This is a genomic window from Sulfurimonas sp. (assembly GCF_016744025.1).
Classification (GTDB): Bacteria; Campylobacterota; Campylobacteria; order Campylobacterales; family Sulfurimonadaceae; genus Sulfurimonas.
In genome coordinates, this window is the sequence record NZ_JADGFC010000036.1 from 1 (window position 1) to 20316 (window position 20316).

At 33.4% G+C, this 20316-nt stretch carries 19 protein-coding genes; 5 read left to right on the forward strand and 14 right to left on the reverse strand.

What is annotated here, in order from left to right; translation table 11 throughout:
* Positions 1 to 32 precede the first annotated feature (32 nt).
* The 9 genes from QZZ48_RS07060 to QZZ48_RS07100 all read right to left on the reverse strand — a co-directional run bounded on the left by QZZ48_RS07060 (position 33) and on the right by QZZ48_RS07100 (position 12249).
* The gene (locus QZZ48_RS07060) at positions 33 to 815 is read right to left on the reverse strand and encodes a hypothetical protein (protein ID WP_294963631.1); all 783 of its coding nucleotides are present in this window, start codon (positions 813 to 815) and stop codon (positions 33 to 35) included.
* A gap of 2 nt (positions 816 to 817) precedes the next feature.
* Complete coding sequence (locus QZZ48_RS07065; protein ID WP_294963633.1) at positions 818 to 1477, reverse strand: 4Fe-4S dicluster domain-containing protein; 660 nt, start codon at positions 1475 to 1477, stop codon at positions 818 to 820.
* A gap of 2 nt (positions 1478 to 1479) precedes the next feature.
* Positions 1480 to 3945 carry a molybdopterin-dependent oxidoreductase gene (locus tag QZZ48_RS07070; protein WP_294963636.1) on the reverse strand — a complete coding sequence of 822 codons (2466 nt, stop codon included), beginning with the start codon at positions 3943 to 3945 and terminating at the stop codon, positions 1480 to 1482.
* Positions 3946 to 4090: 145 nt separating this feature from the next.
* Complete coding sequence (locus QZZ48_RS07075; RefSeq protein ID WP_294963639.1) at positions 4091 to 5239, reverse strand: cytochrome b/b6 domain-containing protein; 1149 nt, start codon at positions 5237 to 5239, stop codon at positions 4091 to 4093.
* Positions 5240 to 5327: 88 nt separating this feature from the next.
* Positions 5328 to 5705: a c-type cytochrome gene (locus tag QZZ48_RS07080; protein WP_294963642.1), complete on the reverse strand. Its 378-nt coding sequence runs from the start codon at positions 5703 to 5705 to the stop codon at positions 5328 to 5330.
* 26 nt (positions 5706 to 5731) lie between these two features.
* Complete coding sequence (locus QZZ48_RS07085; RefSeq protein ID WP_294963645.1) at positions 5732 to 7204, reverse strand: FAD-dependent oxidoreductase; 1473 nt, start codon at positions 7202 to 7204, stop codon at positions 5732 to 5734.
* Positions 7205 to 7492: 288 nt separating this feature from the next.
* Positions 7493 to 8857, reverse strand: coding sequence for a DUF3373 family protein (locus tag QZZ48_RS07090; RefSeq protein ID WP_294963647.1), 1365 nt, complete (start codon positions 8855 to 8857; stop codon positions 7493 to 7495).
* 87 nt (positions 8858 to 8944) lie between these two features.
* Positions 8945 to 10522 (reverse strand): single-stranded-DNA-specific exonuclease RecJ, encoded by a 1578-nt coding sequence (gene recJ, locus QZZ48_RS07095; RefSeq protein WP_294963650.1) that lies wholly within the window; start codon positions 10520 to 10522, stop codon positions 8945 to 8947.
* Positions 10523 to 10629: 107 nt separating this feature from the next.
* Positions 10630 to 12249: a CTP synthase gene (locus tag QZZ48_RS07100; protein ID WP_294963653.1), complete on the reverse strand. Its 1620-nt coding sequence runs from the start codon at positions 12247 to 12249 to the stop codon at positions 10630 to 10632.
* A gap of 121 nt (positions 12250 to 12370) precedes the next feature.
* On the opposite strand from QZZ48_RS07100, the gene QZZ48_RS07105 reads away from it, so the two are divergent.
* Positions 12371 to 13993 (forward strand): cation:proton antiporter, encoded by a 1623-nt coding sequence (locus QZZ48_RS07105; RefSeq protein WP_294963656.1) that lies wholly within the window; start codon positions 12371 to 12373, stop codon positions 13991 to 13993.
* 19 nt (positions 13994 to 14012) lie between these two features.
* On the opposite strand, the gene pyrE is transcribed toward QZZ48_RS07105, so the two are convergent.
* The 3 genes from pyrE to secG all read right to left on the reverse strand — a co-directional run bounded on the left by pyrE (position 14013) and on the right by secG (position 15651).
* On the reverse strand, positions 14013 to 14621 hold the full coding sequence (pyrE, locus tag QZZ48_RS07110; protein ID WP_294963659.1) for an orotate phosphoribosyltransferase: 609 nt from the start codon (positions 14619 to 14621) through the stop codon (positions 14013 to 14015).
* 5 nt (positions 14622 to 14626) lie between these two features.
* Positions 14627 to 15184, reverse strand: a complete 558-nt coding sequence (gene frr, locus QZZ48_RS07115; protein ID WP_294963661.1) for a ribosome recycling factor — start codon at positions 15182 to 15184, stop codon at positions 14627 to 14629.
* Between the two features lie 119 nt (positions 15185 to 15303).
* Positions 15304 to 15651 carry a preprotein translocase subunit SecG gene (gene secG, locus QZZ48_RS07120; RefSeq protein WP_294963664.1) on the reverse strand — a complete coding sequence of 116 codons (348 nt, stop codon included), beginning with the start codon at positions 15649 to 15651 and terminating at the stop codon, positions 15304 to 15306.
* Positions 15652 to 15745: 94 nt separating this feature from the next.
* Between secG and QZZ48_RS07125 the strand changes: the two genes are divergently transcribed.
* The 4 genes from QZZ48_RS07125 to QZZ48_RS07140 are packed head-to-tail and all read left to right on the forward strand — an operon-like array spanning position 15746 to position 18932.
* The gene (locus QZZ48_RS07125) at positions 15746 to 16681 is read left to right on the forward strand and encodes a metal ABC transporter substrate-binding protein (RefSeq protein WP_294963667.1); all 936 of its coding nucleotides are present in this window, start codon (positions 15746 to 15748) and stop codon (positions 16679 to 16681) included.
* Positions 16678 to 17442: a metal ABC transporter ATP-binding protein gene (locus QZZ48_RS07130; RefSeq protein WP_294963671.1), complete on the forward strand. Its 765-nt coding sequence runs from the start codon at positions 16678 to 16680 to the stop codon at positions 17440 to 17442. The genes QZZ48_RS07125 and QZZ48_RS07130 overlap by 4 nt, the downstream gene beginning before the upstream one ends.
* A gap of 9 nt (positions 17443 to 17451) precedes the next feature.
* Positions 17452 to 18249: a metal ABC transporter permease gene (locus tag QZZ48_RS07135; RefSeq protein WP_294963674.1), complete on the forward strand. Its 798-nt coding sequence runs from the start codon at positions 17452 to 17454 to the stop codon at positions 18247 to 18249.
* On the forward strand, positions 18246 to 18932 hold the full coding sequence (locus QZZ48_RS07140) for a methyltransferase domain-containing protein (RefSeq protein ID WP_294963675.1): 687 nt from the start codon (positions 18246 to 18248) through the stop codon (positions 18930 to 18932). The genes QZZ48_RS07135 and QZZ48_RS07140 overlap by 4 nt, the downstream gene beginning before the upstream one ends.
* A 55-nt stretch (positions 18933 to 18987) precedes the next feature.
* On the opposite strand, the gene QZZ48_RS07145 is transcribed toward QZZ48_RS07140, so the two are convergent.
* Positions 18988 to 19404, reverse strand: coding sequence for a thiamine-phosphate pyrophosphorylase (locus QZZ48_RS07145; RefSeq protein ID WP_294963678.1), 417 nt, complete (start codon positions 19402 to 19404; stop codon positions 18988 to 18990).
* Positions 19394 to 20092, reverse strand: a complete 699-nt coding sequence (locus tag QZZ48_RS07150) for a Bax inhibitor-1/YccA family protein (RefSeq protein ID WP_294963681.1) — start codon at positions 20090 to 20092, stop codon at positions 19394 to 19396. The genes QZZ48_RS07145 and QZZ48_RS07150 overlap by 11 nt, the downstream gene beginning before the upstream one ends.
* Between the last annotated feature and the right edge of the window lie 224 nt (positions 20093 to 20316).

Here is a 20316-nt window from a genome sequence, read left to right on the forward strand (position 1 = left end):
ATTATCGATTAATCCTATCTTTCAACTTACTTTCAAAAAATTGCACTTGATTTTAGAATTGGCGTTCCCATTACTCCTAAAGAAGAAACAAAAGCGGAAATTATAAAGTAAAGCATTAAAGCAGGAAACTCGGTCCATAGATGCCTAGCTGTATTCATAGAGAATAATTTAGCTTGAATATAATACTCAACAAGGTCAACTCCAATACTCAAAAGTAAAATTGGTAAAGCAAGTTTTCTAGCTAATTCGCGCTTATTTGTTAAGATTAAATATATTTCAAATAAAACAAAAGGAATATATATGCTGTACAGAGGTAGCATCAACCACATTCCAGTATTGTAGTTTGGATCTAAAAACATCCAAATCATATTTAGTAGGTTTAGGTCTGTTGCAATTGTAAATAGTCCGGCAAATACCATTGAAATACCAGCTACCATAAAAGATGCAGCAGTTTTAGCAACTAAATGGACACCAAATAATTCAGCTAAGGCAACTAAAAATATAATTCCACTACCTGTATATATCATATACATATAGTTAGCAATAAATAGTGTCCATGGTATTTCTCTATGAACTTCTCCAACTACACCAAAAACAGCAGTTCTAAGACTCTCTTTTAATGCTTCATTAGTAGGGTCAAGTGAAATCATATGCGCGTTTACAGCACCACTAAAATATCTAACATTTATAATTTCGTACATACCATAACATGCAAGAAGAATTAATGTATAAGCAAAAAGTAGGGTCTTATCGAATAAAAATACTTTAATGCTTAGTTTGTTTATCTCAAGCCCAAGAATATTTGTAGTTTGCATCTCTAACTCCTTTTCTCATCAATAATTCCATAAGAATTTGTAATATCATCCCATGTATGTATTAAAGTATCTGCGGAGACACTTTGTCTCGCGTATGTTTCATCATCAGGTAAAATGTAAAATAGTTTTGGAAGAGTTCCCTCTTGCTCTTTTTGAAAGAAGAATTTTTTAGTTTTTAAAAGTTTTACTAAATCACTCTGTGGATCATTTAAGTCTCCAAATAATCTTACTTTTGTTGGACAAGTAGCTTGACAAGACGTTGTACCATACTCTTCGATGCGATGATCACAGAAAGTACACTTATCTACAGCGACTGTTACATCATCAATAAATCTAGCATCATAAGGACAAGCTTCCATACAACCTTTACATAAAATACACTTCTGAGGGTCAACTTTTACAATCCCACCATCAACAACATGGCTAGCATTTGTTGGACAAACGCTTACACATGGAGCATCTATACAGTGATTACATTGTGATGGGTAAAGATTTACAAATGGTTTTCCAAAAATACTTCCTTCAACCATACCAACCCAAATCCTTTGTTTATCAGCGCCTAATTGAACACCATTTTCTTCTTTACATGCTACTTCACAGCCTTTACAGTTAATACAGTTTTGATAGTTTAATGCCATGGCATAATTTTTTACATGTTCCATCATTAGACCTTTTTAATCGAAACAATAGTGTCATGCATAATAGCACTTCCAAAAATTGGTTCAATTCTATCTTCAATAATTTGATTGTCACTTGCTCCATTCATATGTGCAAATGTTAAGCCTGTAGAGTGTGCTCCAAAACCGTGTACATAAAATATAGTTTGAGCAATTATTCTTGCAGTTGGATAAGCCTTGATTCTTACCTTACCTACACTACTTGTAATCTCAAGTACATCTGCAAACTTTATATTTAATTTTTTTGCTTCTTTGTCGTTTATCCACACATGGTTTTCATTCATAAGTTCTAATAGCATTGTATTGTTCTGAGTAGAGTTTTGTGTAAATTGTGCATGTCTACCCGTTACAAATTTAAATTTCCCATCGGGAACTTTTATATATTCACTATCATGCCAAGTAGGCATTGGGTCAATACCTTTTTTCTTCATACTAGCAAGATAACACGTGACTTTTTTACTTGAAGTGTTAAAAATTCTTTTTAATTCTGCAATTTCTCTAGGGTTAACACAAGTATCTATTGCCTCATGTTGAGACTCATCTTGGAGTTTTATAACAGTATGGTATTTTTTATCTTCTCGGTAATATTGGTATGTATTGTTATCAATTTTCTTAAAGCCATTTTCCATCTCAGGATAAAAAACGCCTTTTTCTCTTAATATTTGCCATGCTTTTTCACCATATTTTGGAACAAACATGTGTTTATTGATATCTTCTTGAGAATGTGTAAAAGCGTCTGTTAGATTAAAGCCCGCTTCTTCATAGTACTCTTCTTCACTATCTGCATCTTCGAGTTCTTCTTGAACATCTTCATCAAACTTTTTAGTTATTTCCCAAAGAGGTTTTGATAGTTTTTTACTCAGTCCACGCATTATCTCAATAACTGGTTTTGTTTCATACATAGGTTCTATTACTTTATTTCTTAGAACTATTGCAGGCTCGGCTCCTGCAAAAGATTTTATAGGATCTTCTCTTTCAAGATATGTACATTCTGGTAAAACTACATCTGCATACATTACAGTATCACTTGGCATAGTGTCTATTACAACAACTAAATCAAGTTTTTCTAACATTGTTTTTGTTTTTGCAATGTTAGGAACACTAAGCATAGGATTTTGCTTATAAACAAAGAAGCCTCTTACTGGATAAGATGCTCTTTCTTCTGCTATCATATTTCTCCAAGCAATCCAAGATCCTGAAGCCCCAACAATTTTAGCTTCTTTTTTTTCAATTCGACCTAGTGCATTTGCATATAGGGGAGTGTTTACTTCATGATCATCTAAAGGGAGTTTTTTTCCAAAGACTATTCCACCCTTAATATCTATACCACCACCTAAAGCTGTAAAAATAGCTTGCGCACGTCGTAGTTGAAAATCATTTTGACTCCAAGTTGTACGACGACCTTGGTAGTAGATTGATTGTGGTGCATATGCCATAAAATCTTCAGCAATTTTCATTATCTGAGTTGCTGGAATGTCTGTAATCTCAGATGCCCACTCAGGAGTATAGTTACTTGAAATAATGTGATCTTTGTACTCTTCAAAGCCAGAAAAATTATTTTCTACATAAGTCTGATTATAGATCACTTTTTTTATTGCATGATATGTAAGAGCAAGTACTAGAGCTAAGTCAGTTCCGGGTTTTATTTGAAGGTAAGTATCTGCATGTATAGCTGTATTTGTATATCTTGGGTCAACAACTACTAGATTAGTTCCTCTACCTCTTGTTCTCTTGAATAAATTCATAGTATCTGGTGTTACAATAGCCTCAGCTCTATTTGCTCCAGCCATAATCACATATCTGGCATTTTCTAAATCTGCTTGACCATATCCACCAATTGTTAAAGAATAACCAGAAATTGCTGTTTGCAAACATATAGAAGCATGATTTATAAAGTTGGTAGAGCCAAATTTATTTGCCATAAATGTTTTATAAGTATGTTCTGCCATACCTTCGCCAGCACAATAACCAATTGTTGATCTATTGTCTTCTTCTTCTAAGATTTTAGCAAGACCAGGAAAATCATCTGTACCATTAAGTACTGCTTCATAAGCTTCATCCCATGTTACACGTTTGAACTTTCCTTCGCCTTTTTTACCAATTCTTATCATGGGGTATTTTAAACGGTCTGGATCATAAAGAGCTTGAATACCTGCATTTCCTCTGGCACAAAGCATATTTTGTGATTTTGGAAACATTGGGTTTGGATCTAATTTAGTTACTACTCCATTTTCAACATTTGCGATTGCTGCACACTTGTTAACACACATTTCACATAATGTGGCTACTTTAGAGGAGTTAGTATGATTTGTTTTTGAGTTTTGAAGTGATTTTGGAAGAGTCGTAGAACTTTCCTCACTTGATAAAAGACTTGTACTAAGTGCTGTTGCTCCAACAACACTCATAGATACAGTTCCTTGAAGAAATTTTCTTCTTGAAATCTCTACTTTCATAAGATGTATCCTTTATTATTTTTTTAATTATTTAACTTATAAGAATATATTATTTAACACATTTTTATCAAAAAATAAAGATACAAAATTGTAGTTTATTTTATCTTATAAATAACTTCAACTAATAATATATTTTAAAAAATAATTAAGGAATACTAATATCGATGTCTTCTATTACACCTTTTTCGAAGTTTTTATGGCATGCAAAACAGTTAGCTTTTCTCTTTACATTTTCAGATCTAAATACATCAGATGCAATATTGGCATGCACATCTTTCCAGTATTTTATTTTTGTTATTGATTTACGTCCGCGAGCTCCATCTAAGGACTTCATTACTTTTACAGAAATTTCTCTTGTGCTTTTATCAGCTGAATGTCTTTTAAGATAGTTAAAAATTACTTTTTGCTCATTTAAAGAAATTCTATTATCTTCTTTTTTCATAGTTGGACTGATTTCATCACCAAAGTGATTACTTAAACCATCTTTTATTCTATCCCAAGAAGTATCTGGCAACATAAAAGGAGGATAGAGTTTGTGACAAGCTGAACACTCTGCATCATAAACTAAAGCTTCTCTTTTATAGTCATGTTGTTTATATTTACTTAGGACGAAAGGATTGTATTTTCCATCAGTAGATACAAAAAATACCATTGCGGATATTATTAAAAAAATGTACGTAAGTCCACTTTTGTATTTACCAGTTTTAGAGTCTTCTCCTTGGGTCTTTTTATAACCCGTTGTCATGGCAAATACCATACCAGTTTTATGATAGAAGTGCTCTATAAGTACACCTGAAATATGAATAATTACCCATACTAGCAGAGTATAAGATGCATACATGTGAATATCAAATAGAATAAACATATACATATAATATTCATCATTTAAATAACCAAGGTATCCTTTACCCTCTTGTATCCCATATAATAAAAGACCAGTTATTGATATGATAGAACCAACACCTAATACAATTATAGTGAACCAACTAGAAGCTGCATTATGTCCTGCTGGAATATTTCTCCAACGATTTTGAACCTTTTCAAGAAAGTAAAGTTTTAGTTTTGAGAGTGATAGTTTAAAAGTAGAAAATTTAGCATATTGAGGACCTACAAAACCCCAAATAATTCTGTAAAGAAGCATTAATCCAAATATAATACCAACAGCAACATGTAAATTAAGTAAATTTTCTTTGAGAGAGAATATAAAAGCAAGGGCAAAAGATGAAGCGATTAACCAGTGAATAATTCTTGTATAGATTGGCCATACAAAAACATAACCTTTTCTTTTGTTCAATTATTAATCCTAGTATTTATTATATGAACCTTGAAAATAAAAGAAGATAGTGAAACTAATCACCATCTTCTTTTAAAGTATATTATGACTATTTCTTTTTAACTAAGTATGATAAAAATTCTGCCATAGAATCTATATCATAGTCAAAACCTTGGTCTACAAGTTTTTGCATATTGTGTTCCATGATTTCATGATCTGTACCAGATGACTGGTTCGTTCCACCATTTTTTACATCATATAAATCTTGAGCCATTTCACCAGCAGATCTATCATTTAATGCAGGAGTTTTTTTGGCAGGATTACCCTCTCCAAATTTACCATGACACTTAATACAAGATTTTTCATAAACTTGTACAGTCGTATATTTGTATGTTTTAACTTCAGCAGCTTTTTCTCCGCCACTACAAGCAGTTAGTAATACTAAAGCTATTGTTGCAAGTGCAATTGTACTTATTTGTTTTATCATTTTGTTCTCCTGAATATATTTTTATATTAAGCTTTTCCGCTAAGCATACCGATTACTGTCATTGGTTTAAGTGCATAAACTTTTAACAACCACCAAATCCATCTCTCTTGTGTAGGGTCAAGTGGAACAAATGGTGTTGGTTTTTTAGTCCAGTTGAACTCAGCTAACATAACTGTACCGATACTAGTGATAAGTGGACAAACAGTATAACCGTGATACTTAGCAGGTAGTGTAGTTTTACCTTCCATACTTGCAATAACATTGTCAACAACAACTCTATATTGCTTACGAGCAGATCCACCAGTTTTACCCATTGGAACAGCTGCAACATCACCTAAACACCATGCATTCTTATATTTAACATGCTGTAGAGTCTCTTTTGTAACTGGTACCCAGCCTTTAGATGAGCCAATTTTTGATTGAGCAACAACATCTGGAGCTTTCATAGGTGGAGTAATGTGAATGAAGTCATATTTAACTTCAACAGGTTCACTCTTAAGTTCAATTCCATACTCTTCTAAATCTTCATCCCAAGCACCTTTTTCTTTCCAGTGATGGTTGAAAGTAGCTATTTTAGCATCTGTGTCAATTTTAGTAAGGTTATGAGCATAGTGCCATTTGAAACCTCTCTCTTTATACTGTTCTACAATAGCTTCGTGATATTCAGGTACACCGAACATTTTTCCACCATTTGGATAAAAAGTTAACTCAACTTTATCTCTAACACCAGCCTCTTCAAGACGAGCATTTGTAAGATACATGATTTTTTTAGGAGCACCACCACACTTAATAGGAGTATTAGGGTGTGTAAACACAGCTTGTAGTTTTTCAGGACCTGTATGAGCTTTAGCTTTAGCAATTAACTCTTGGATACCTTTATATGTATCCTCTGCACCATCTTGGAAATATATAGAGTGAACTCCATTTTTACCAATTTTTACTCTTGTTGCAGCATTATCTTTTCCAGCAGAAGTTATAACACCATCTAGACCATCAATAGCAGCATAATTAAGTACAAGACCAGTAGCTATAATGATTTGATCATAAGAAATTTCTTTTGAACCATCAACAGTAACAGAGTTGTTATCCGGATCAAATGCAGTAACTGAACCTTTGATAAGTTCAACACCATCTGGGAGTTTATCGTCTCTTTTATAAACGATTTCACTTCTGTCCCAGATACCTGCAGCTACTAGTGTTTGCCCAGGTTGGTAAGAACACGACAAAGGATCTGGCTCAATAACAGTAATATCAGCATCTGATATAGTGTTGTTAAGTCTTGCTGCTGTACTCATACCAGATAAGCCACCACCAACAATAAGAATTTTCCCTTTTACATTTGACGCACTAACAGTAGATGTTCCAACAGTTGCACTTGCAAGAATAGATGCAGCTAATGGAGACATAGTTAAATATTTCATAGCATCTCGACGTGACATAATCTCCGGATGCTTATCAACTTCAGCTAAAATCTCTTCTAATATTTCGCTTTTTTTCATATTTCTTCCCCCGTAATTTGATAAAAGTGTGATGATTGTACATTCTAGAGGCTTAATTTTTTTTTAAAAATTGCTTAATTCGTTAATTTTACAAGAATATGTAATAAAAATGTGATTATTTGTAGACTATTCTATTTATTATATGCATAATATAATCAAATAATAATTTCATAAAATTCCCAAGTGCTTTAGATAAGGGGCTTAGAAGACTTTTTAGTTATAATAATTATAAGTTAATATGATTTATCTATTTAAGATAAAGAGCTCATAAGAGCTCTTTAAAAATATCTAATATCTATATCTGAAGTATAGACGAATATCTTGCGAAGTTGTGATATAAGCATCATTTGAATCAATATCATTAGGTGTTCCATTATCTCCAAAGAAAGCATTTGAACCACTATACTCATAATCTAAATATGTATATCTAATTTGCATAGAAAAAACATCTTTTATAATTGGTTGAGTCCAGTAAGCTTCATAAGCATTACCACGAGTGGCCATTTTAGAACCTATCATTGTATCCTCACCGTAAGTAAATGGTCTCCAGTATTTTGAACCATGGTTAAACTCTAAACCAAATTTACCACCAGTTAAGTTTGGCATCTGAGTACCAATCCAGTAAGACGTACCAGTTTTTTGATCCAAACTTCCTAGCATTGCTATGTCATCTGGTCTTGTTTGACTCATTGCGAATGAAGCAAAGACTATTGTTTCATCTAGGAAGTCATTTATTTCATTACCAATACCATCTATTTTAGCAGATATTGCAGCTCCATCCATATTCCCTAAAGAACTAATAGAAGAACCTTCGTATCCTATTACATTAAATCCACGATAATAGTTTGTCATTACAGAATATTGACCATCATCATATGGTTGAAATATAACACCTGCTAAATCCATATTATCTAAAGAACTAGTATCCTGATCATAGTCTGTTCCATCGCTGTCAAATTTTGCACTTGCATTCGTAAGACCACGACCAAGACAAAGTTTAGCGTACATACCTGGAACATACTTGTCTAATCTAACGCTAGCACTAGCTCCATCAAATTCCATGTTAATAACGTGACCTAGTGGAGATTTTGCTTTATCATCATCTCTAAGGTTAATAAGATAACCGTTAGTAGAAGGACGACGACCAACGCTCCATGTTGTTGGGAATCCCCCAACAGTAGGAGTCCATAACCAGTATGCTTCTCTAACCTTTAGAGTGTCATCAGTTAAACTTTCATTAACAACCCAGTCAAAACTATCAAAACCTTCTCCACGTTGATTATTGTAACTAGCACCGAAAGCTTTGTGATATGATAGTTGACCTTTAAATGTCATAGTAGATGTTGGAGCATATCCCATACCTAACCATAGACGAGTTGAGTATAAAGCATCATTACTATACTTAGTTCCGCCAGTAGATTTATATTGAATATTATCATATGCAGTTCTTAGATCAACATCAAATTTGAGGTTGTCTTTTGCAGCAAGTGAATTAACTTTACTTAATTTTTTTGTATTTTTTTTCTGTTTTTTCTCAAGTTTTTCTATTTTTTTACTTAAGTCGTCAATTAATGCCTGAGTGTCTGCATCTACTTCAGCATATAATGCTGTACTTAAAATAGCAACTGTTGAAAGTGCGATTATTCTCTTCATGTTTTTTCCCTTTTATCATAAAAGTATCACAAAGTATATCATAAAAATAATCAGAAGATAGTGTTGAAAGTGATAATAAAAATAAGTTTAATAGATTTTATTAACAAGAAGTTGTAACGAAACCTTTCCATTAAACTCATTTTTGGTGATTGTATAACTACAAGAGACTTTTCTATTAGCTGGCATTTCTAAAACCTGTCTAAATAAAATAAGTTCTAAAGTTTTTCTATCATGGGGAAATTGTCTTAATGTAATCCGACAATGGGATTTATCTTTACCCATAGTTTTGATGCTTACAACCTCTGCATCTTTAAGTAAAAATGATGGACGATGATTGGCCTCTCCATATGGTTCAAAGTTTTCTAGTAGATGGAGAAGCTCAAAATCTATATCTTCACTCGAGAGAATTCCCATAACTTTATCTTTTGGTATAAAATCAGCTGGGTCTATAGTGGAAGCAGTTACATTTATTGCATCTCTAAAAGTATCTATATTTTCTTCTTTTAGCCCTAAACCAGCCGCCATTTTATGACCACCAAATTTAGTTAACAAGTGTTCATTAGCCTTAATAAGCTCGTAAATACTGACTTCTCCAATACTTCTAGCACTTCCTTTGGCAATTCCATTCTCACAACTCAAAACAATGGCAGGCTTGCCAAATTTATCTACTAGTCTAGCAGCTACGATGCCAACTACACCTTCATGCCAATTCTCTTTTGCTACAACTATTACATCTGCATCTGGGTCAGCTTCTTGTATTGCTTCTTTAGTTGCTTCTGCCTCTGTTTCTTTTCTCAAATCATTAAGTTGACCTAGAAGTTCAAACTGTTTATATGCCTTGTTAGCATCTACTGCTGTAAAAAAGTCTAATGCAATATGAGCATCTTCTAGTCTTCCGGCAGAATTTATTCTAGGGGCTATTTGAAAAGCTATATCCTCAGAAGTGATAACTGACTTATTTAAAAAATCTCTGATGATTCTAGATGCCGGTCTATCTGAGCTCATTAAAACTTTTAAGCCCTCTTTTACAAGAGTTCTATTTATATCTATTAAAGGCATGATATCAGCAATAATTGCAATTGCTAAGATATCTAAAAATTGTTTCATATCGATAGAGAGTTGTAGTTCTTTTTTTACTAGTGCTAAAAGTAACCAAGCTACTTGTGCTCCACATATTTCTTTAAATGGATACTCACAAGATTCAAGCTTTGGGTCTACTATAGAGTAAGCATCTGGAAGAGTATCTCCAGGAGTGTGATGATCTGTAATTATAAGATCTATATTTTTTTCTTTACAGATGCGAGCTGCTTCAAGAGCTGAGATGCCATTATCTACTGTTATAACAAGGTCTGCATCTATCCTTTGTAAAACAGTTGGACTCACTCCATAACCATCTTTAAAACGATTTGGTATGATTGCATCTAGAGGGTATGGAATACGCTTAAAAAAATCTACCATAATTGCAGTAGAAGTTACACCATCAACATCGTAATCACCGACAAGTGTTATCTTTTTATTTTCTCTTATAGCATCAGCTATTCTTTTAGCAGACTTATTGGCATCTTGAAGTAAAGCAGGGTTTGGGATTTGTGAGAGTTTTTTATCTTCACCTTCGAAACGACTAGAAAGTATCTCAAAAAGTTTTTGTTTAGTTAGTGTTTGCAATGTTAGACTCTTTTAGGACATATAAAATATCTCTAGCTTTAATGACCATAGCGGCCTTAGCAAAGCAAAAGGTAGTTAGTCCCTTTTGCTGTTATATTAGGTATTTATTATTCAGCACTCAATGATGCTTCAACAAATGCTAATATTGATGGGTTTGGAGTTTGAAGTCTTGAAGTAAATTCAGGGTGAAATTGAACACCTAAGAACCAAGGATGACCTTCTATCTCAACAGTCTCAATAAGACCATTAGACTCTCCTGTAACAATCATGCCAGCTTTTTCTAACTGTTTACGATAAGCAGGATTTGCTTCATAACGATGGCGATGTCTCTCGTGTATAGTTTTTTCGCCATTATACGCACTTCTTAAAATAGAACCTTTTTTTGTATTACAAGGGTATTCTCCAAGTCTTAAAGTCCCACCCATTGGTGATTTATGAGTTCTTAGTTGAGTTCCACCACTTTGGTCTAAAAAGTTATCAATTAGATAAACCATTGGATGCGGTGTATTCTCATCAAATTCTATAGAGTTAGCACCCTCAAGACCAAGAACATTTCTAGCATACTCAACAAGTGTTAACTGCATTCCAAGACAGATACCAAGATATGGAACATTGTTTACACGAGCGTACTCAATAGCTTGAATTTTACCCTCAACACCACGAGAACCAAAACCGCCTGCAACTAAAACAGAGTCACAGTCACTAAGAAGTGCCTCAGCACCTCTCTCTTCAACTTCTTCAGAATCAACCCAGCAAATATCAACTCTAGTGTCTAGATTCGCACCACAGTGAATAAGTGATTCAGTTAAAGATTTGTAAGCTTCTTTAAGTTCAAGATATTTTCCAACAAAACCAATAACTGTACGGTTTTTAGGCTGAACGATTTTCTTAACTAAAGAATCCCACTCTTCCATGTCAGGGTCTAGTTCACCAAGATCTAGCTCTTTTGAGATTGGTTTTAAAATATGTTGTCTTAAAAATGTAACAGGAATATCATAGATAGTTGCAGCATCCAGTGCTTCGATAACACTGTCATTAGCTACATCACAACTCATAGCAAGTTTCTTCTTGAAAGTCTTAGGAAGAGGTCTTTCACTTCTTGCAATAAGCATCTGAGGAGTTATCCCGATACGACGAAGCTCTTGAACAGAGTGTTGAGTCGGTTTAGACTTCATCTCGCCAGCAGCTTTGATGTAAGGAATAAGTGTTACGTGAATGAAAAAAGTTCCAGCAACCTCGTCATCGTGCTTCATTTGACGAATTGCTTCCATGAAAGGAAGACCTTCTATATCACCAACAGTTCCACCAAGCTCTACAACAAGTATGTCATGACCTTTTCCGGCAAGTTTGATACGGTTTACGATTTCTCCAACAATATGAGGAACTACTTGAATAGTCTGACCAAGGTATCCACCTGCACGCTCACGCTCAATAACACTTGAGTAAACTTGACCAGTTGTGAAGTTGCTTGACTTTAGGTAAGAACTGTCAAGAAATCTTTCATAGTTTCCAATGTCAAGGTCAGTCTCTGCGCCATCTTTAGTAACAAAAACTTCACCATGCTCTAATGGACTCATAGTTCCAGGGTCAACATTGATATATGGATCGATTTTTAGCATACCCACTTTTTTACCAGAGTGTTTAAGTAAAGTACCAACACTAGCAGCCGTAATCCCTTTTCCAAGAGAGCTCAAAACCCCACCGGTAACAAAAATGTATTTAGTCATGCATAAACTCCAAAAGTATTTTAATAATCGCGAATTATAGTATAGAATCTCTTAAAATCTGTATAGTCGTATTTAGAAAAGATAGTATATAATATATGAAAATAAATCAATAAGGGTCTAAATGGATACTGCTCTACTTTATATTGTGATGGCTTTAGGTGTTTCTACAGTATTAAACATCTTTTTAAAACGTCTTGGTGTTTCACAAATTATAGGTTATATTTTAACTGGTACCATCATGGTATATGCATTTGACCTAAGAGATATGAATAACTCAGGTACGCTAGAACACATTGGTGAATTCGGTATAGTTTTTTTAATGTTTACTATAGGACTTGAAATATCCTTGAGAAAAATGAATAGTATGAAAATAGAGATATTTCTAAATGGTTCTATGCAGGTAGGTTTTACAACTTTAGTTGTTTACTCTATTGCCCATTACCTATTTTCATTGGACTCAATTTCTGCACTTATCATTTCATTGGCTTTTGCACTTTCCTCAACAGCAGTAGTTCTAAGTTATCTAAAAAGTTCAAAAGAGATATATAACCCTTATGGTCAGCGTGCAACGGGAATACTTATTTTCCAAGATATAATCGTAATCCCTATTTTAATCTTACTTGGTTTTTTAATAAGTGAAGGCGATCAGTCAATTGCTGTGATTTTGAGAGACACAATAGTTAGTGCTATGATAGTTATGACAATTATGTTTGTAGTTGGGAAAAGAATTATGACTTGGCTTTTGCATTTCTCTGCATCTAGTGAAGTTGATGAACTTTTTATGGGGTCGGTTTTATTTATAGTTGTAAGTGCTTCACTCTTAGCATCTGTTATGGGTTTTACATACTCTCTTGGTGCTTTTGTAGCAGGCATGATTATTGCAGAAACGAAGTATCATCATAAGATTGAGTTAGATATAGCTCCATTTAAAGACATACTACTTGGTACATTCTTTATTGTTGTTGGAATGAAAGTAGATGTATTGTATTTTTTAAATAATATTGGTGTAATCGTAGGTATATTTGTACTTGTGCTAATTTTAAAAAGTATGATTATGTATCTTTTACTTCGTATTACATCTTCTCATGTTTTATCTCTTAAAACTGCCCTAGCCTTATCTCAAGTTGGAGAGTTTTCTTTTGTAATATTTGCAGTCGCTAGTGTAGGTGGTCTTTTAGATAAAGAATTAGAAGCTCTTTTAACTCTTGTAGTTATTTTTTCCATGATAGTTACTCCATTTTTTATATCTAGGATAAATAGATTAGTAAGTACTATTACTAAACATGAATACTTAGGTTTAGATACTTCTGACTTTGTTACGCGTAAAAATCATGTAATACTTTGTGGATATAGCATCGTAGGTAAGTTTGCTGCTAAAAATTTAGATGAAATTGGTGCATCTTATGTCGTGATAGATAACTCTCCTAAGCATGTTCAAGAAGCTTTAGCCGAAGGTAAAGAAGCTTATCTTGGAGATATGTCTAAACTTACTATGTTAGAAGCTCTTCACGCTGAGAGCTCTGCGGCTATTATTGTTACACTTGACAATATAGACAAGAAAAAAGCTATATGTGAAGCTATTTTAAAACATACAAAAGATATTAATCTTATTGTAAAAGTTGCTTCTTTAGAAGATAAAAAGGCTCTAAGTGGTTTGGATATAAATGTTGTTGTGGATTCAAAACTTGAAGTAGGTCGTGTTCTTGTTGAGAGAATGATGAGTTGTCAGTTAAAATACAGCTAAGGCTGTATTTTAATTTGTATTAATTCCCGCGACTACCTGGTTTAATAGCTTCGCTACCATCTTTACATAAAGGGCATGCATCTGGAGCATACATCTTAAATGTAAAATCAGCAAGAGCAAAAAATGGAATATCTTGAGGTAGTTTGCAGTTAGGTTTAGTTTCAACATCACTGTTCTCACGTTTACAAAAACCACGGTTAGCAAGTGCTGCAACACCAACAATCTCTCCGCCAAGTTCTTTAACCACAGATGCTGCTTCCATTGCAGAACCACCAGTTGTAATGATGTCTTCACACATTAGAACTTTTTCACCCTTACTTACTTCAAAGCCTCTACGGATATTCATTACACCCTCAACTCTTTCAGCAAATATAAAACGAACGTCTAGTGCTTGAGCTAGTGCAAACCCAGCAATAAGGCCACCAAGTGCAGGAGCACAAACTGTATCTATTTCAAGGCCACTTGCTTTGATTTGAAGGGCAAGTTCATCTGCAAGTAGTTTAGCTGTTTTTGGATTTTCTAAAACCTTTGCAGATTGTAGATAAAACTGAGAGTGATTTCCACTGCTTAGTTTAAAGTGTCCATCTAAAAGTGCGTCAGCATCCATATATATTTGTTTTACATTCATTGTGATTAAACCTTTAAAATTTCAGATTCTTTATCTTTTAAGATTGTATAGATATTTGTTATAAATTTATCAGTAGTTTTTTGGATCTTGTCCTGAGCAGATTTTGACTCATCTTGAGTAATCTCTTTATCTTTTTCAAGTTTTTTAATTTGATCATTTGAGTTTTTTCTATCGTTTCTAATTGAAACCTTAGCATTCTCACCCATCCCTCTCATTTGTTTAACAGATTCTTTTCTCTGCTCAACTGTCATAGCTGGAAAAAATAGTTTAATTTGATCACCATCATTATTTGGGGATGCTCCAACATTTCCTGCAGAAATTGCTGATTCGATGTCTGAAAGTAAGTTTTTTTCCCAAGGATTTACAACTATAGTTGTTGCATCTACAGCTATGACAGAACCAACTTGGTCAAGAGGTGTCGGCGTTCCATAATAATCAATTTTCACATTATCTAAAACAGATGTTGTAACCTTACCTGTTCTTAGTGTTTTAAAATCTCTTTGCATATGTTCTATGCTTGACTTCATCTTTGTTTCACATGCGTTGTATATCTCGTTTATCATTTGTTTTCCTTGAATATTTGAAAAATAATTATGATATTGTAGCGAGAATTTTTTTAAATGATATAAAAGTGTTTAAAAAAGGGAGAGTTTTATAGCTTAAAACAGCTGCATAAATGCAACTATTTTACAGCAGGAGTTTCTTCTTTAGCTGGTGCTACAGGAGCTTCAACTGGTGTAATAGCTGTTGGAGCTATTACATTTGTAGTTTCAATCATATTGTCAACTACTGAAGTTTGTGCTGTGCTAGAGTATAGGTAACCTAAGGCAATTGTATTTGAAACAAATAAGAAACCAATAAGAAAAGTAGCCTTCGCTAAAAAAGCACTTGGCCCTTTTGCTCCAAAAACAGACTCATTTGAGCCACTATATGCGCCAAGACCAATGCTTGAGCTTTTTTGTAGAAGTACAGCTATTACTAGTATCACAACTAAAATTATCTGAACAATAAGTAAAAAACTAGTTGTCATTTATATATCCTAAGTTTAAAAAGTGGCGAATTATACCCAAAAAAACATGATAATACAATTTAAGGTATAATTTCAAAAAATTATTTGGATAATTATGAAAGATTTTAGAAACATTATATTTGTATTAGTTGTTGTTGTTTTCCTTTTACAGATGTATGTATCAAGAGAAGATGCAAAGCTAGAAGCTCAAAATACAAAACCTGCTATAGCCCTTAGTACATTTGCTCTATATGACATAGCAAAAAGTATTTCACAAGAGACTTTAGACTTAGTTATGATTTTACCATTAGGTGTGGACGCTCATAGTTTCGAGCCAACTCCAAAGCTCATGGCGAAAATATTAGGAAGTGAACTTATTGTATATAGTGGTGCAGGACTTGAACCATGGACTAAATCTTTTGAATTTAAATCAAAAGTTATAGACATGAGCAAATCTGTAAAACTTTTAGAGCCAGATGCAGAGGATGAACATGAAGAACATGCCCACGAACATGGAGATGAAACAGTTGATCCTCACTATTGGTTAGATATTCAAAATATGATTATAGCTACACAGTTGATAAGTAAAGAGTTCAGAGAGCTTTCTCCAGCAAATGCTGACTTGTATAAATCTAATAGTGAAAAATATATAGAAAAACTTCAATCAATAGATGCTAAATATAAACAAGCACTTCAAGAGTGTACAAAAGAGACAATAATTGTAAATCATAACGCTTTTTCTTATCTGAGCAGTCGCTACGGTTTTCATGTAGAAGCATTAAGTGGTCTTTCTCCGGATGCACAGCCAAGTGCAAAAAGTATGGTTAATCTAATAGAGCATGTAAGAGAATATGATGTTAAAACTGTATTTTTTGAAAGTTTTGTAAGTGATAAGGCTATGAAAAGTATAGCTCTTGAAGCTAAGGTAAGTGTTGATGTACTTCAGCCACTTGGAAATATTACAGTAGATGAAGCAGAACAAAACCTTAGTTATGAAGACATAATGCTAGTTAATTTAGAAAAAATATCTAAAGCTCTGGAATGTAAATGAAATTTACCCTGCCAATCTTTGATGTAAAAAATCTATGCTTTAGTGCTGGAGGACAAGATGTACTCTCGGATATCTCTTTAGAAATCTTCAATGCAGAGTATATTGCAATCATTGGACCAAATGGTGGTGGAAAAACAACTCTTATAAGGGTTCTTCTAGGTCTTGAAAAACCAACAAAAGGAGAGGTTAAAATCTTTGGCAAACGCATAAAAGATTTTAAAGAGTGGTATAAAATTGGTTATGTTCCACAACGCGCAACACATGTAGATGCAAATTTCCCTGGAACTGTAGAAGATGTCGTAAATATGGGAAGAACTTCTCAAAGAAAACTTTTTTCAAAATTAAGTCAAGAAGATAGAGCTTGTGTTTTAGATGCAATGAAAAAGATGGATGTATACGATTTAAAAGATAAGATGATAGGTACTCTCTCAGGTGGACAAAGACAAAGAGTAATGTGTGCTAGAGCTTTGGCATCTAAACCAGAGATTTTGATTTTAGATGAACCTAATACTGGTGTAGATATGGTGTCTCAAAAAAGATTTTATGCTCTTTTAAGACAATTAAATAAAGAGGACAAAATTACTATAGTTTTTATCACTCATGATATTGGTGTAATTGCTGATGATATTGCCCGACTTTTTACTATAAATCAAAAAGCTATTATCTGTAATAACCCAAAAGAAGCTCTAAGCTGTGAAGAAATGAGTGAGTTATATGGAATGGAAGCACATCTACTTCATAACCATAAACATGAGCATTAGGAGTTATAGATGCTAGAAATGTTTGAATATGACTTTATGCAAAGAGCTTTTTTAGCAGGTATGATTATCGCTGTACTTGCATCTGTTAGTGGTACCTTTATAGTTCTGCGTCGTTATTCTATGATTAGTGAAACCCTTGCTCATTCAGCTTTAGTTGGTGTAGCTGTAGGTTTAGTCGCAGGCTTTAATCCTCTTTGGATGGCTGTGATCGTGTCAATACTCGCAGCATGGCTAATAGAGTATCTTCGAGCTCATTTTTCACTCTACTCAGATGCAGTACTAGCTATTTTACTCTCAGGTTCACTTGCCATAGCAGTTATCATAGTCTCATTAGGTGGAGCATTTAACAACTCTCTTTTTTCCTACCTTTTTGGTTCTATACTTTCTGTTAGTAGTGATGATGTAGTAACTATATCTATCTTTGGAAGTTTGTGTCTCGGTGTTTTATTACTCTTTTCAAAAGATTTTTACTTTATTGCATATGATGAAGAGGTGGCAAAAACAAGTGGTATAAAGGTAAAACTTCTTAATTTTTTACTTGTTAGCATTGTTGCAGTTATTATTGCTTTATCTATTAGAGTTGTTGGTAGTCTATTGATTGGTGCTCTTATGGTGATTCCAACTGTCTCAGCTCTTCAGTATAGACAAGGTTTTACAAAAACACTTTTTATCTCTTTAGCTTTTGCACTTCTAAGCGTTGCATCTGGAATGACACTTTCTTTTCACTTTTCACTACCTTCTGGAGCAACTATAGTTTTATCTGTTTTAGTCATTTTTATCATCTCATTAGTTGTTAACAAGAAATGAAAGTAAGTTCAGAGTTTTCTAAACATGCACATAATTATGGCTCGTATAACGTCATTCAAAATAAGGTTATAAAAAGACTAATAAAAAAAGTTAAACATAAGCCTAAAAATATATTAGACTTAGGTTGTGGTAGTGGAGCATTACATGATAGTCTTTCTTGGAAGTATGAACACTTTACAGGTGTAGATTTTGCTCCTGGAATGCTTGAACTGCATCCAAAGGCAAAAAACTGTGAATGTATTTATGGTGATTTTAATGATAAAACGCTTTTTTATAACTTATTAACATATAAGTACGATCATATCTTTTCAGCATCTGCCCTTCAATGGGCACAAGACCTTGATATGGTATTTGAAAATATAAAAAGTCTTAATACTCCAGTTTCACTAGCAATTTTTAGTTCCAATACTTTTAAAACATTAAATAAGACAGCTGGTTTGAATTCACTTCTTAGAAATACAGATGAGCTAGATAAATTACAAAAGAAATATTTTGATGCAGACTTTGAAGTTGTAGAGTATAAGTTAGAGTTTGAAACTACTAGAGATATGTTTAAGTATATAAAAAGAAGTGGGGTAAGTGGTTCAAGAAAAGTATTGGACTATAAACAGACAAAAAAATTAATGCAAGAATACCCTCTAAAGTATCTAGAGTTTGAGGTAGTCTTTATCAATACTATATAGTCTCAGATTATTTAACAAGTCCAAATTACTAAAGCTTCGCCTTTGGAGAAAAGAGCTAACTATGCTCTTGAAGTACTATCTCTTTTTCTAAGTTATACAACTCATATCTTATATATTTAAAATTTTCACTATAAGTAGCATCTTGGAGTTTAAATAGTTCTTCTAAAACTCTTGAAGACTCTTGCGCTCTTTTGAAGTTTGCAATAATAATGCTTTTAATATCAGTACGGTTAAGTTCACTTTTAATAGTTGGACGAAGTACATCATTGATGCTGTCTCTATATGTAAGAAGTTTATCAATCTCATCTATTCTGGATTTGTGTCTAAGTTCTTTGAGTTTAGTAGAGAAGTCTTTGTTGTTATCTCGATATCTCATGATATCTTCAACAACCCGAATACCTTCTTTAAGGCGGTTTAAGTTTGCATCTATCACCCGAAAAAGTTCAGGTGATAGTTTCTCGCTAGTCGTCATTTCCGAAAATGCCAAATAGGTGAAGTAGTGCAGTAAAGATATTTAAAAAATCTAGATAAAGTGCAATTGCTCCATCGATTGGAGTTTCATAAGCACCTTTCATAATATTTTGTGTGTCATATACAACTAAGATACTAAATAAAAACACAACAGCACCAGATATAAGAACACTAATCATAGGATTACCTAAGAAAATGTTAATAACTGAAAATATTATAATTACTACAAGAGCAATCATTAAAGGCTTTCCATAACTAGTAAAGTCTTTTGTTGTTTTAATAGCATAGAAGCTCATAGCTCCAAATACAATAGATGTCATAGCAAAAGCATTACCAATAATAGTACCGCCACCACTCATACCAAGTGTTCTTGCAAGTAAAGGAGCAAGCATTAAACCTGTCATAAATACAAAACCAAACATAACCATAAGGTTAATCCCTGGCTTATGCTTTACAAAGTGTAGTCCTATAAGAAGACCAATCTCTAAAATAAACAGTGGTAAAAACCAAGCTGCAATTGTTCCTGCAAGAGGAACACCAACGTAAGCGCCAACTGCACCAGCCATTAAAGAAGCTGCGAACAGTTTATATGTCTCTTTAACAAAAGAGATGATGTGAGAGTCACTACGAGTAGTGCTTTCATAAGCAGAAGTGTTACCTCTTGCATAATCACGATCATAAAGTCCCATTTTTTTTCCTCATAATAATATTGTTAACATGAATTTTATATATAAAGAGTTAATGCATAGCAACAATGATTTAATTTCTCCTATATATAGAAGGGAATAATACCTATTGTTTTAATCTATTACAAAAAAATAAACACTAAAAGCACTTTATTGAAACTTCTCAACCGATTAAGAAACTTCAAAGCATTAACCCCCTATAATTCCCATCCACAAACAAAGAGACC